This window comes from Flagellimonas sediminis (genome assembly GCF_010500845.1).
Taxonomy (GTDB): Bacteria; Bacteroidota; Bacteroidia; order Flavobacteriales; family Flavobacteriaceae; genus Flagellimonas; species Flagellimonas sediminis.
On the sequence record NZ_JAAAMI010000009.1, the window covers coordinates 1 to 14,223 of the forward strand.

The 14,223-nt window shown below is 43.6% G+C and carries 13 protein-coding genes, 1 tRNA gene and 1 pseudogene; 10 read left to right on the top strand and 5 right to left on the bottom strand.

Annotated features, from left to right (window positions below; translation table 11 throughout):
• Positions 1–305: 305 nt before the first annotated feature.
• From GTK07_RS15305 to GTK07_RS19290, 9 genes and pseudogenes are all read left to right on the top strand, one after another.
• Positions 306–1,094 carry a hypothetical protein gene (locus GTK07_RS15305; RefSeq protein WP_163636125.1) on the top strand — a complete coding sequence of 263 codons (789 nt, stop codon included), beginning with the start codon at positions 306–308 and terminating at the stop codon, positions 1,092–1,094.
• Positions 1,091–1,576 (top strand): hypothetical protein, encoded by a 486-nt coding sequence (locus GTK07_RS15310; protein ID WP_163636126.1) that lies wholly within the window; start codon positions 1,091–1,093, stop codon positions 1,574–1,576. Before GTK07_RS15305 ends, GTK07_RS15310 begins: the two co-directional genes overlap by 4 nt.
• A 171-nt stretch (positions 1,577–1,747) precedes the next feature.
• Positions 1,748–2,095: a plasmid mobilization protein gene (locus tag GTK07_RS15315; RefSeq protein WP_163636127.1), complete on the top strand. Its 348-nt coding sequence runs from the start codon at positions 1,748–1,750 to the stop codon at positions 2,093–2,095.
• Positions 2,085–3,134 (top strand): relaxase/mobilization nuclease domain-containing protein, encoded by a 1,050-nt coding sequence (locus GTK07_RS15320; protein WP_163636128.1) that lies wholly within the window; start codon positions 2,085–2,087, stop codon positions 3,132–3,134. The genes GTK07_RS15315 and GTK07_RS15320 overlap by 11 nt, the downstream gene beginning before the upstream one ends.
• An 11-nt stretch (positions 3,135–3,145) precedes the next feature.
• Positions 3,146–3,451: a hypothetical protein gene (locus GTK07_RS15325; protein WP_163636129.1), complete on the top strand. Its 306-nt coding sequence runs from the start codon at positions 3,146–3,148 to the stop codon at positions 3,449–3,451.
• A gap of 120 nt (positions 3,452–3,571) precedes the next feature.
• The gene (locus tag GTK07_RS15330) at positions 3,572–3,769 is read left to right on the top strand and encodes a hypothetical protein (RefSeq protein WP_163636130.1); all 198 of its coding nucleotides are present in this window, start codon (positions 3,572–3,574) and stop codon (positions 3,767–3,769) included.
• A gap of 60 nt (positions 3,770–3,829) precedes the next feature.
• Positions 3,830–4,645, top strand: a complete 816-nt coding sequence (locus tag GTK07_RS15335; RefSeq protein ID WP_163636131.1) for a Fic family protein — start codon at positions 3,830–3,832, stop codon at positions 4,643–4,645.
• A gap of 138 nt (positions 4,646–4,783) precedes the next feature.
• Positions 4,784–5,617, top strand: a complete 834-nt coding sequence (locus GTK07_RS15340) for a Fic family protein (protein WP_203583819.1) — start codon at positions 4,784–4,786, stop codon at positions 5,615–5,617.
• A 112-nt stretch (positions 5,618–5,729) separates the two neighbouring features.
• A pseudogene (locus GTK07_RS19290) lies at positions 5,730–6,506 on the top strand (recombinase family protein); the annotation flags it as partial.
• A 793-nt stretch (positions 6,507–7,299) separates the two neighbouring features.
• Here GTK07_RS19290 and GTK07_RS15350 read toward each other — a convergent pair.
• The 5 genes from GTK07_RS15350 to GTK07_RS15370 form a co-directional block, all read right to left on the bottom strand.
• Positions 7,300–7,373, bottom strand: a tRNA-Arg gene (locus GTK07_RS15350).
• A gap of 103 nt (positions 7,374–7,476) precedes the next feature.
• A complete protein-coding gene (locus GTK07_RS15355) occupies positions 7,477–8,355 on the bottom strand; it encodes a sugar phosphate isomerase/epimerase family protein (RefSeq protein ID WP_163636132.1) in 879 nt (292 codons plus the stop codon).
• Positions 8,356–8,515: 160 nt separating this feature from the next.
• The gene (locus tag GTK07_RS15360; protein WP_163636133.1) at positions 8,516–9,115 is read right to left on the bottom strand and encodes a YceI family protein; all 600 of its coding nucleotides are present in this window, start codon (positions 9,113–9,115) and stop codon (positions 8,516–8,518) included.
• Positions 9,116–9,196: 81 nt separating this feature from the next.
• Entirely contained in the window at positions 9,197–10,462 is a 1,266-nt protein-coding gene (locus tag GTK07_RS15365) for a hypothetical protein (RefSeq protein WP_163636134.1), read from the bottom strand.
• Between the two features lie 33 nt (positions 10,463–10,495).
• Positions 10,496–11,101 carry a YceI family protein gene (locus GTK07_RS15370; protein WP_163636135.1) on the bottom strand — a complete coding sequence of 202 codons (606 nt, stop codon included), beginning with the start codon at positions 11,099–11,101 and terminating at the stop codon, positions 10,496–10,498.
• 344 nt (positions 11,102–11,445) lie between these two features.
• Here GTK07_RS15370 and ppdK point away from each other — a divergent pair, with 344 nt between their 5' ends.
• Positions 11,446–14,172 (top strand): pyruvate, phosphate dikinase, encoded by a 2,727-nt coding sequence (gene ppdK / locus GTK07_RS15375; RefSeq protein WP_163636136.1) that lies wholly within the window; start codon positions 11,446–11,448, stop codon positions 14,170–14,172.
• Positions 14,173–14,223: the final 51 nt, after the last annotated feature.

Consider the following 14,223-nt stretch of genomic DNA (forward strand, 5'->3'; position numbering starts at 1 on the left):
GAATCAATGAGAAAAAAAATTAAAAATAAACGTTAACTTCAGCACCAAAATGAGTCGATCTCGTGCACTTGATTTGCACTGCTCACTTTCATCCGCCGCAGGTGGTATACATTGACCGCCCTATCCACCTTGATGGATTTGTACGGTCTTCCCATTTATAAGGAAGAAGTTATAGACTATCTTTTGGAGGGTAATTGCGATAATCAGTTTCTGCTATTTATGTTCTCTTCAAAAGGGTGGATACGGCCAAGAACGAAGAGATGTATTATTTGAATCTTTTCCGTTACATTGATTAAATTTATACCATGTCGGAAACCCTATATAAAGTACTGGATTTCAGTTGGCCGATAGGCCGACAGTCGTTCAGGGAAGTCATTAGTGAACTGAATGGTCATTCCCCTTCCCACAAAAAGTCTGCGCTTTCAGAAGGGCAACTGAAAACCCTTATCGCGGCTATCTTTACGTATGGACTTCATTATGACGAAGTCCCCAAAGAGCAAAGGGAACTGCTGTTAAAGGCAATTTTGGAAGATAAACAACCGCTGTTTGACCTGTCCCAAACCTTTGGAAGACATCTGATGAACAACCTGGGTAATTCTGCGAAATTACAGCTGGAAGCACTAAAAAATATCGAATATGACTTTAAACGGCCATTGTCCAATGAACCGCTAGTGGATTTTGTAGAAATGGAACTCTTGGATCAGACCACCTCGTACCGGAAATGGGAATATGGCCGATTCTCCGTAGTTTACATGGCCGCTCATTTATCGAAGCATGTCGGATGGGAAAGTATGGAGAAAACCGTGAAAGAAAAGAAGCTCCTTCCCGAAGGTTATCTCAAAAGTCTTGGTAAGGAATTGGAAAATGCCCGCTATGGTCTCGATGCCCACGAACAATTACTGCTACATCTTATCGTAAAGGCCAAGCTCTGGCCAAAAAAGACTACCATGGCCGATTATTTATTGGCGGGTTCGATAACACAACAACACATTTTGGGCCTCTCCCTCCGGTCCGAAAAACTTGCCAACGCTTTGGTAAATGCTATAGAGCGAACTCCAACCATAAACAGACGCAGGGGCGGCCCTAAATTATGATTCCATCGGAAAAACTGCTCAGCTATCTGGAAGATTTGGCCAAGAAGGAACATCCCGAGGTCAACGGCAAGGAATATTCCCGATTACAGGTCCTATTGGCCGAGCGTTTGGTACGCGATGTACAAAATGCCATCGGCATCGCTTCGCAGAAACCGAAACTTTCCCGCAGGAGGGCCTTTATCGTAATCTTGGAAGAACTTTATTACAATGTCCCCAACTATCCCAAAGATCTTACCCTTCAAGGTATCCACAGAAGGGCTTCCCAACGGTTCGAATTTATGAACAGAGACGTAAAATCCTTTACAACGCCCATGGAGGTGCATCCTAAAGACCCCTGTACTTTTTATGAGGACAACGCACATGGCAAGGCACGCTATAGATCCGCATTAAAGCATCTCGTATTGGAATCCCATAGATACTTTGAGGTTCCTGAAGCGGAGGCTTCCCTTAAAATCCTTTTTGAGGACGTAAAACTCTGCTGAATCGATTTACCGTACAACACTCCGTGTACGGCAAAGCCCTTATTGACTTGCGATATGTTTTAGGTTTGGCCTAAGTTAATCGGAGGTCACGTAGCAAGTTGTGTTTTTGTAAACAAAAACTGCGCACTTCGTTTACAAGTGACCTTTGGAACAATACCAAATTCATGGCAAATGGCAAGACCTAAAAAGGACATATCAAAACAAAGGACGATTGTCATCGCTTTTAGGGTTTCACAAAGCGAATACTTGATCATTACCAATAATGCGGAGACAATTGGATTATCCGTTGCCGAGTATATCCGAAGAAAATGTACAGGAAAATCCTTGCCGACCAAAAAGGTAAGCCCATTGGACCGGAAACTTTTTGTCGAGCTGAGCCGGGTGGGAAACAACCTGAACCAACTTGCAAGGGTGTCAAACTCAGGTATCCGTGACCCGTTCAATATCATTAAACAATTGGAGGAGGTAAAAATGCTATTGAAACAGCTCAAATCAAATATAGCGAACAATGATAGGTAAGATAACAATAGGGAAAGATTTCTATGGTCTTCTGGTCTACAATGAAAAAAAGGTAAACGAAGGAGTAGGATATGTCATCGATTCCAATATCGGGCATTCCACAGCGGTAAACATGACACAGGAATTCAATTTGATCAGGCAATTGCGTCCGGGACTTGGGAATGCGGTCCTTCATGTCTCCCTAAACCTTCCTTATTCGGATTTCTTGGACGATAAGGAGTTCGCCTCGTTCGGTTGCGACTATCTGATGGAGATGGGTTTTGACAACAACCAGTTCATCATGTACCGCCATACCGACACAGAACACGAACATATCCATATAGTGGCCAACAGGGTCAGGTATTCTGGCAGGATAACAAGTGATAGCATCATCAAAAGAAGAAGTCGGGAAGTGCTCAATGATCTGGAAAGGAAATATGGACTGACCCAAATTCTGTTAAAGAACGGAACCAAAAAGTCACTTAGCCAAAAGGAAATCGAGAAAACCCTGAGAACAGGTAATCTGCCCATCAAACTTATCCTTCAGGATAAAATTGGTTTAGCAATCGAAAAAGCATCGAATACGTCTGAATTTATTTCAATGCTCGAATCGAACGGTATTTCGTCCAGGTTCAATATAAGCAAGACCACGGGCAGGGTCTCGGGCATATCGTTCAACCATCAGGGCATAGTGTACAAAGGCAGTACGCTTGGCAAAAAATATTCATGGAACAGTATCGTAAAACAAATCGATTATGGGCAAGACAGAGACCGTTCAATTATACTATCGGCTAATGGAAAAGAACGGGGAACTGATAGAGTTGGCGAAGGAAACCTTGGAACGGCAATCAAACCTGAGCCAAGAAGTGAGGGAGTTGCAAAAGGCACTGAAGATCTTGCTCAACAATCAAAAGGTCATGTGGGAAAAATTGAGGGAAATGGAATGACCGGGCCTGTGGCAAATGAAACGGAGTGGACCCCTTTCAAACTGGAACTCAAAGATGATATTAATAAGAAAAAGTCCAAAAGAAAGAAGAAAAGGAAAGGGCTGGGTCTGTAGAACATGAACTTATGAAAGATAACAACAAGCAGGAACATTCAGGATTGTCCCCTTCCGAGATCCAGGTATTGGAAATGGTACGCAGCAAAAGGTTCCTATCCATCAAACTGATCATCAAAAATGGGGAGGTCGATGCCATTGAAGGTCTGGAACGATTGGACACAGGGGAGCGTATCATTGATATGTTGAAACAACATGATTTTCAAAATCTGGAGATCAAACAGAGCAATGGTAAGATTGTCTGTGTGAACAGGATCTTTAGAAAAAAGATCGGCCCTGCTCAAAAAACCCAAAAGTTGTTGACCGACAACCCATAAGTATGGAATAAAACAATGATCCCACAAGGGATCAGATCGATTAAAAAAGGTAAATTAAAGCCTGCTTTACAAATACGGTAGTGACCTTCAAGATTCAGGAGCTATTGCCATTTATAGGAAATGTCAAACCCGATAATCGAGCTAAAGCGGAAAAACAGAACATTCAACAGTACGTGGCTCAAGACATTTAATGGTTTTGAGGATTGTTCGGAGGAAGAAGCGGAAAAGATTGTGGAGCAACTCAAACAACTGGCCGATATAGTCTGCGGCCATGTCCAAAGAACAGAGCATGAACGTACCGATCAAAAAGGCTTTTGACTTTTTTGCAAAGAACAGGGATAAAGTTTTAAATTAGATTGCCATAAAATAGATGGAGCCATGAGAAATGACCTTAAAGAGCTGATCGATATAAAGGAAAGGTACCTGGAACTGTCCAAGGGCGTTCTGGACTACGACAAGTTCAACCAATATGCCATTACCCATCACAGCACCGTGATCGAAGGGTCGACCCTCTCATTGGAGGAAACGTTCATTTTGCTGGACAAAGGCCTGACGCCCAACAACCGTCCATTGGAACACTCCCTAATGGCCACGGACCATCTCAAGGCCCTCAAGCTGATCATCGAGTGGGCCAAATCCAAAAAAATCCTTGAAAGCAAGGATATCCGGGAGCTATCGGCAACTATAATGAAAGGGACCGGCTCCAAGATATCGACCATGGCCGGGGATTTTGATTCGTCCAAAGGGGATTTCAGAAAGGCGACTGTCAGAAATGAGGATAGGATCTTTATGGATCAGGCCAAAGTTCCCGGAGAGGTCGATCGCCTAATGCGGGAACTGTCATCGACCATCAATGGGAAAAAGGACTTTGTCGGCAGCAACCTACTTGCATTTGACATCCATTTCCAGATGGTCTCGATACATCCCTTTGCCGATGGCAATGGAAGGCTCTCCAGATTATTGATGAACTATGTGCAACTTTTTCATGGCCACCCTATGACGGTAGTTTTTCCGGAAGACAGGAGACAGTATTTTGATGCCCTGGAAAACACAAGGAGAGGCGAGGACATTTCAATATTCAGGAATTTTATGTTAAATCAAGCAAAAAAATATTTTGAACGGGAAATAGGGATTTTGAGCAAGGAGCAAAAACGTTCCAAATCAAAAGACCGTGGAATTTCATTTATCTTTTGAATATAAATGACCAATGATCGGACGGGTACCGGAAACAATTATTGGATATTTGAAGGGCAGTCCAAGAGCGGCCCACGACCCGATGGCAATTCGTGTCATTTCATTGACGATTGCCTTAATATCATAAATTTTGAATTAATGATGGAAGGAAAGGATCCGTTTGTAACGATCAGAAAAGAATACGATTCATTGAGGGAGGAATACGATGAAACCATCGTATCGGCCTTTGATGCAGATGATTTCAAAAGATACAATGAAATCCTGTTCTCGGCCCATAGTTGTGGCATTGAGGGCAATAGCTTCAGTGTCGACGATACCAGGGAGCTTAAGGAAAAGGGATATGCCGTTAACCTTGTCAACAAGACTTTACTGGAGGCCTTCGAAATAATGGATCATTTCGATGCGTACGGTCATATGCTGGAAAACCATGGTTCCGAATTGAACGAATCCTTTGTCAAAACTATCCATAGAATAGCCACCAAAAATACTTTGCCATATAAAGGGCATAGGCCCGGGGAATATGCCAAGACCCAAATGGCCGCCGGCGATACCATATTTCGTGACACAAAAAGGGCCATAGCGAACATGCCCAGGCTTTTGTCCAGTTTTGACGATGCAATCAGAGACAGAAAAGTGCCCCCTTTGGAGTTGAGCGCCATATTCCATAAAATGTTCATTTACAGCCATCCCTTTCCCGATGGCAATGGAAGGGTGGGCCGGTTGATATCCAATTTTATTCTGGAGAAATTCAAACATCCCCATGTGATCATTTTGAAGGAGGAAAGGCAAAACTATATCGATGCCCTCAAAGCTTCGGAGAAGCACAACAATATGTTGCCGATAATCAACTTCTTTTATGATACCTCCATCAAAAGGATGCAAAAGGAAATAGATCAAAAAAAAAACCTTTCGAAGAATTTCAACCTGGGTATCAAAAACGGAAGAAAGAGTAACAAGGGCATTTCATACTGAAGTGTGGAAAATGAACAGATTTTGCTAGATGGATTGTCCATGGCAAGGGGCAATACCGAGGAAATCTTGGAACAACCTAAAAAACTGATAACATAGCCCAAAAAGAGAGCATATGAACTTAGAGGTATTCGGTCAATTTGCGAAAAAGGAAAAAGGAAGGATAATAGGGAAAAACAACACGGCCGTTATCTACACCCGTGTTTCCAGTAAGGAGCAATTTGACAACAATGCCAGCCTAACGACCCAACTCAAATATTGCCAGGAATATGCAATTCGAAAAGAATTGGAAGTATTGGAATATTTCGGGGGCACCTATGAATCCGCAAAGAGCGATGAGCGCAGGGAGTTCCAAAGGATGCTCAGCTATGTCAAAAGGAGAAAGGACATCGGCTATATCATCGTCTATTCCTATGACAGGTTTTCCAGAACGGGTGCGAACGGTGCCTACATCAGCGAACAGTTAAAAAAGCAGGGGGTGGCCGTTATCTCGGCCACCCAGGAAATCGATGTGACCACAAGTGCGGGTACGTTCCAGGAAAACCTGTACCATATGTTCTCCCACTTCGACAACCAGATCCGTAGGGACAAATCCATTACCGGAATGCGGGAGAAGCTGCGGAGGGGCCATTGGACGGGTGCCTATCCATTTGGGTATACCAATACGAATCCCGGGAAAGGGAAGATCCCGAATTTTGTGGTCTCGGAGGAAGGAAGATTGCTCAAACAGGCTTTTTTATGGAAGGCAAATTCCAATATGTCCCATGTCGAGATTGCAGAACGACTTAAAGACAAGGGCCTGGACATACATGCAAAAAGATTGACGGACCTTTTCAGGAACCCGTTCTATTGTGGGCTTATCGTGAACAGTCTTATTCCCGGTGAAGTAATCCAGGGGAAACACGAGGCCCTCATATCGAAAGAAATGTTCCTTAAGATCCACAATCTGCTCCATGCAGGTGAACCACCGAAGAAATATTCGTTCGATGACGAAAACCTGCCGTTGAAGATGTTTGTCAGATCTTCGGTCTGTGGAACGCCCTACACTGGATATATCGTGAAGAAAAAAGGCCTGTACTATTACAAGAACAGGCGCAAGGGCAGCAAGGAGAACAGAAGTGCCAATAAGCTCCATAAAGAGTTCCTGAACGTATTGGGCAGGTTTACACTGGCCGACAAAAAGTATATCGGACCTTTGACCGATATCATACACGATACCTTGATCGATAAAAACCAAGAGGCACTTGAGGATCAAAAGCGGTTGACCAAAGAACTCGGCCAACTTAAAGAAAGGATGGACACATTGGAGAGAAGATATGTCTTGCTGAACGAGATCACAAAGTCCCAGTACGACCTTTTCATGCCGGAACTGAAAGCCGAACAAAGGGAACTGGAGGTGAAAATGGAAAATGGGGAAATAAATAGTTCGAACCTCAAAAAGTCCGTGAAATTGGCACTTCATTACGCCTGTAACCTGCCTTCATTGTGGAAGTTAGGGGATTTGGAAACCAAAAGGGCCATACAATATATGGTGTTCCCCGACGGGATTGGGTATGACTTCAAAAACAAGCGAGTTCGAACTTTTCGGGTCAATGAGATTTTTGGCGCAATCTCTTTGTTTTCAGGGGATTTGAAGGGCAAAGGAAAAGGGGACTTCCACTCAATTTGCAGAAAATCCCCTTTAGTGATCGCGGAAGGATTCGAACCTTCGACCGTCTGCTTAGAAGGCAGATGCTCTATCCAGCTGAGCTACGCGACCCAACTTTGCGGGTGCAAAGATACTAATGTCAACCGTTGTAAAAAATATTTTTTTTGTTTCTTCTAAGATTTCAAGAAATCACCGATCAAACATTCATTAAATATTAGTCGAAACCTATCTTTTTAAGACCTTCGTGGCTGATCACGATCACTTCCAAAGGTTTTTTGTCCCAACTCATATCCTGTTCCACAAAATACTTTACCATCCCAGAGGTTTTCTTTTCTTTTAAAATCCTGCCAAAATCAATGGTTCCCTCTCCTACTGGTGCAAACTTGCCTTCCTCATCCATATCTTTTACGTGCCAGGACTTGAACCTACCAGGGTATTTCTCGAAGTAGGCAACAGGATCCGCTCCTGCCTTGGTTACCCAAAACAAATCCATTTGAAAATTCACGTATTTAGGATCGGTGTTCTCCAATAAATAAACGATTGGAATTACACCCTCGGCATTTTCTTTGAATTCAAAATCATGATTGTGGTATAACAATTTTAAACCAGCTGCCTCACACTTTTTACCTATTGTTGTCAATACATTGGCAAAATCCTCCATTGTGCCTTTCATTCCCATGGTTCTTGTACCTGGGTCAAAAGTGAACATCCCCATTGGAGGCACGGGAATTGTGAAGTATTCAAACCCTACCGCCTTAACGTCCGCAATCAATTGGTCTACATTTTCCAGGGTAACCATACCCATATGGGTACTTACTGGTTTTAAGTCCTTACTTTCCAAATAAGCCTTGAATTCTGCAGGTTCCATTCCATAGAATTTGCCTTCATTATAACCTGCAGCTTCCACATAGGCATACCCGGCTTCGGCCACCTTGTCCAAGGTGCCTTTGGCATCCTCACCCATGTTGTCCCTAACCGTATAAAGGGCCAATCCGCCAAAATTATCCTGTGCTTTACAGGAAATGGCCAAAAAGGTCATACTTAGGGAAGAAAATACAATCAATCCCTGTTTTGCTAAAAATCTGTTCTTCATTATGGTTTGTAGTTAAATTTTAGTTTAAAATGCCCTACAATATACTGCTTTATTCACAATTTTTATCTTGATGAAACAATCCGTTCAGCCTATAACAAAAAGCAAAAAATCCGTTGGATATCACATCGCAACGGATTTTCATATAAGAGTACCGATTATATTAAATTTCGTTCATTCTAAGGGCCATATGTACCTGGATCTCATTATCCACCTTGATCATGCCCAAAACTTTTTTAGGGGGTTCCAAGCCAAAATCGGTAAGCTTTAAGGCCAAGGTTCCCTTTACACAGATACCACCCTTTTGTTCGCAGTTTAAAACGGATTCGTATTTACGTGTAACTCCGGCAATCTTGATCTCCATTCCCACCGAAATGGTCTCCTTTTCAGGTTGGGGAGGATTCACATATAAAAGTTTCAATTCCACTTCAGGATGCCTTTCAGATTGCAACAGTTCCCTAAAATCTTTGTTGATGGCCTTTCCTCCACAATCGAAACAATCATTGGCCAGTTTCAATTTGGCATTCTTGAAAAGGATGTGCTGTGCCTTTTCATCATAGATCAACCGAATGGGAAGTTCCAACTCTTGTAGATTGTATTTACAGGTAAATTGATTGACATTGGTTGTACCGGAAATGACCACTTCACTCTCTGGGGCCACACGAACGGTTGCCTCGCGTTCCGGATCGGGATCAGTAAACCAAAGGAGCGACACTGGTAGCATCCAGAGGTATTTGGTGATGTGTGGAAGTGTGGTTAACATGTCAATTAAAGATAAGGATTTTAGTTTGAAGACCTAGGACAAAATTGCCCTAGGTCCTCTGTCATTAAAACCAATGGTTTTTTAGAAACTGATCACAGCCTCTAACAAAACCCCATTAAATTTACCATCATTAAAGATGCTTGTGTCACTATAACCATCATAGGTTTGGTTCACGTATTCAAATTTGGCAAGGATATTCTTGGTCAAGAAGGCACCGAATCCCAACTGTAGTCTGTCAATGGTAATGTCCTCCCCGGCGGCAGTTTCCGCATCAACGGTATTGTATCTGCCGGCAAGGTAGAAGTTTTCATTGTTACCAAAACGGTAGATCAATTCCCCTGCCAATTGTGTGGCATTTCTCTTATCGGTTTCGGCATCGGCCTTACCACTGGCAGTTTCAATGGTTCCGAAAAACTCCAATCCTTTGTATTTCAAGAAAGGGTTGATCATAAAGGAAGTGATCTCATTGGTCATTCCTGGGTCATATCTACCAGAACGGAAGTTGCTAGAAGTTGATGCCTCTGTATTTTCCATCACCAAATAGTACCTAGAACCTGAACGGTCTGCGCTGTATAGGTAAACCCTACCAGATTTGCCAGTACTGTACATGGATCCTGTGATACGCAATCTGAAATCATCGTTCAATTGTTTGTCATATCCCAACTTGGCCAGGATAGAGGCTCCTGTTTGATCAGGGTTGTTCACCGCCTGGTTCAATTTGCCATTGGAAAGTCCGAACATTCCGATGAACCCATTTTTCCTGAAATACACCTCCCCGCCAACTTCTGTTGTGAAGGCATCCATGATCAGGTTACCTACAAAAGGATTGTATATGGCTTGGGCGTTATCTGTTCTTCTGAAGTGGGCATCACCATAGTTGTTTTCCATGTGCCCTACTTTTATTGTCAAATATTGCATGGCATCTTCCAAGAACCCAGGGCTAATGAAATCCAAGTTGTCCACTTGAAAATACCCCCCTTTTACGTAAGGTTCTGGGTGGTGTCTAGAGGAAAGGTAGGTTCTTAAGTGCATACGAACACCTTTGGCCAAGGCCACATCCAAATCCAAGTTGGCGGTTGCCAAGTTAAAGTTGTCCCCGATTGGGATCAACTCAACAGCTCCAGAGTTTTCATGGTCCAAAGCTTGGAACTGCAAGGTAGATGACCCACCCACTCTTACTTTGACCCCGTCAAAGGTCAATACAGTATCTTTTGGGGCTTCAAATACATTGATGCCATTTTTATCGGGAGAACGATAATTATCCAGTTGACGATTTTGGGAAAACCCCATAAGGCTTACCATGAACAAGGCAGAAGCCAATAATCCGTGTTTTACATATTTTCTCATTGCTATAGATTTTTAAGTTGAGTATTTTGATTTTTATTTTGTCCAGATGGTGTTGTAGTGAACCTCTATTTCGTCACCGGTCTTTATGGTGCCCAACAATGCTTTGGGAGGTTCCACACCAAAATCCGTCATTTTTAAGGGCTTTTTTCCTTCGAGCTCCACCTTATCCCCATTGATGGTCAGGTTAAAGGGCAATTCCACTTTATTGGTCTTGCCAGCAATGGTCAGGTTGCCAAGGGCCACCATTTTATAACCTTTGGAGGCAGAAACCACGGGAGAAATGCTCTTCACTTCCAACATTTGGAAAGTGATCTGCTTGTGCTTGTCCGTGTTTAGGGCTTTGTAGGTGTTTTTATCCATGCCATCATGCCCGCTTTTCAAGCTTTCCACATCCACCACAAATTTTAAGGTGGATACAGAGGGAAGATCGCCCGATGCATCAAGGACCAAGGTTCCCGATTTTTGTTCCGCCACTTCCTCCCAATCATGGAGGGTAGAGGTTCCGGTTACCGTAACCTTTCCTTCACCATTGTTGAGTTTAAAGTTTTGTGCTGCAAGTGTTAATGGAATTAGGCCAAATGTGATCCAAAGGAAGATTGCCTGTAATGTGAACTGTCTTTTTCTTATTTGAGATTCCATAGTTTTTTGGTTTTGTATGGGACAAAGTTCTTTCAGGTTGCAAAACCAAAAGATGATAAATGTCAGTATTTTCCTAAGTATTTGATTTTAAGTAACCTAGGTTACAAAAAAGTTTTATTTTTCTGATTTTAAAAGGTTTACCGACCACTTTTGTATATATCCGCCGGGTATTTACCATCAAAATGGGTCCATGGCTTTCCATATAGAACAAATCACCTTTCTGAGGAATGTTTTAAACAAGGGATCACTCTAAAACCCTGATTTTTATCATGTTCTAGGGGCCGGTTTGCTGCTACTTTTACATACGCATTTTAGCACTTGTCAATTTCTTAATCATTATAAAGATGGAAACACTTACAGCAAACCAATTAAGCGTCTATTCCTTTGGGAATAAAAAGGCCGATGGCAGTCGCGATATGAAGGAGCTATTGGGAGGAAAAGGCGCCAACTTAGCCGAAATGAGCCGAATCGGCATTCCCGTGCCTCCCGGATTTACCATTACCACCGAAGTCTGTACACAATATAACCAAGAAGGAAAAGAGGCGGTCATTGAACGAATTGAACCCCAAGTTAGGGAAGCCATTACCCGTATTGAAGAAACAATGGGGGCCATTTTTGGGGATGATGAAAACCCTTTATTACTTTCTGTGCGTTCAGGTGCCAGGGTTTCCATGCCTGGTATGATGGATACCGTTCTTAACCTGGGCTTGAATGATGAATCCGTAAAAGGGGTCATCAAAATGACCGGCAACGATCGTTTTGCATGGGATTCCTACCGCCGTTTCATCCAAATGTACAGCAGTGTGGTCATGGGCCTAAAACCTGAATCCAAGGACGATCTGGATCCGTTCGAAGAAATCATGGAGCATTTGAAAGACAAGCGTCGAATAGAACATGATACCCAGTTCACCGTTCAGGACCTTCAAGATTTGGTATACGACTTTAAGGATATCGTTAAAAAAAGAACGGGCAAGCCTTTCCCTACCAACCCATGGGATCAACTTTGGGGTGCCGTGGCCGCTGTTTTTGATAGCTGGAACGGTGACAGGGCCATTTACTATAGAAAAATGCATGGCTACCCAGAGGATTGGGGCACCGCGGTGAACGTTCAGGCCATGGTATTCGGTAACATGGGAGAAGACTCCGGAACCGGGGTTTGCTTTACCCGGGATGCCGGAACCGGTGAAAACAAATTCAATGGCGAATACCTCATCAATGCCCAGGGTGAAGATGTTGTGGCCGGTGTACGTACCCCACAACAAATTACCCTTTTGGGATCCCAACGCTGGGCCCAATTGGCACAGATTGAGGAAGAGGAACGTCAAGAAAAATATCCTTCCCTTGAAGAATTGATGCCCGATATCTACAAGGAACTCTTTGAATACCAAAACAAATTGGAGACCCATTATCAAGATATGCAGGACATGGAGTTTACCATTCAACAAGGTAAGCTTTGGATATTACAGACCCGTAACGGGAAACGTACCGGAGCTGCCATGGTTAAAATTGCCATGGACCTGCTCAAGGAAGGATTGATCGATGAAAAAAAGGCCCTGATGCGCATTGAGCCTAACAAACTTAACGAACTGTTACACCCCATCTTTGATCCAGATGCCTTGGCAGATGCCGATGTGATTGCGCAAGGTCTGCCTGCCTCACCTGGGGCAGCTACCGGTCAGATCGTTTTCTTCGCCGATGAGGCAACCAAATACAAAAACAGCATTTTGGTGCGTATAGAAACTTCCCCAGAAGATGTGGAAGGGATGAACTTGGCCAGAGGTATCGTTACCGCCCGTGGCGGTATGACCTCCCACGCTGCCGTTGTGGCAAGGGGAATAGGCAAGTGTTGCGTTTCTGGTGCTGGTGCATTGAAAATCAACTATAAAACCAGAACCCTAAAAGTTGGTGACCATGAATACCACGAAGGGGATTGGATTTCCATCAACGGATCAACAGGTAACATATTGGAAGGAAAAGTTGCCACGAAAGAACCAGAATTGAGTGGCGAATTTGCAGAATTGATGAGCCTCTCCGATTCTTATGCCCAAATGGAGGTGCGTACCAATGCCGATACCCCCAAGGATGCAGAAATTGCCCGAAGCTTTGGTGCCAAAGGTATCGGGTTGACCCGTACCGAGCATATGTTCTTTGAAGTGGACCGAATCAAGGCCATGAGGGAAATGATCTTGGCGGACACCATCAAAGGTCGTAAACAAGCCTTGAAAGATCTGTTACCCATGCAACGTGGTGACTTTGAAGGCATCTTCCGTGCCATGAAGGGTTATCCCGTAACCGTCCGTTTGTTGGATCCCCCATTGCACGAGTTTGTGCCCCACCAATTGGCCACGCAAAAAGAATTGGCCGATGACCTTCACATCTCCTTGGCTTCCGTGAAAAGTAAAGTGGCCGAGTTGGAAGAGTTCAACCCCATGTTGGGACACCGAGGATGCCGTTTGGGAAATACCTATCCTGAAATTACCGAGATGCAGACCCAGGCCATTATCGAGGCTGCCCTTAACTTGAAAAAGGAGGGAATCGTGACCAAACCCGAAATCATGGTGCCATTGGTTGGTACCGTTGAGGAGTTTAGACAGCAAAAAGAAGTGATCGATCAAACCGCTCAAGAGGTCTTCAAAAAACGTAAGGATACCGTGGAATATTCCGTAGGTACCATGATAGAAACGCCAAGGGCCACTTTAGTGGCGGATGAAATTGCCAAAATTGCCGACTTTTTCTCCTTCGGAACCAATGACCTTACCCAAATGACCTTTGGATATTCCCGGGACGATTCAGGTAAGTTCTTGCCCATCTATTTGGAAAAAGGCATTTTAAAAGCTGATCCGTTCGAAGTTTTGGATCAAAAAGGGGTTGGACAATTGATCGAATTGGGCACTACCAGGGGTAGACAAACCCATCCCGGACTTAAAGTCGGGATCTGTGGTGAACATGGTGGCGAACCAAGTTCTGTTGGCTTCTGCCAAACTGTTGGTATGGACTATGTGAGTTGTTCACCCTATAGAGTGCCGATCGCAAGGGTTGCAGCCGCACAAGCAGCGATTTCCAAAAACTAAAGCCATTACCTAACCATTCTGTTTTTTTTAAATCCCCGGACTTGAAAAGCC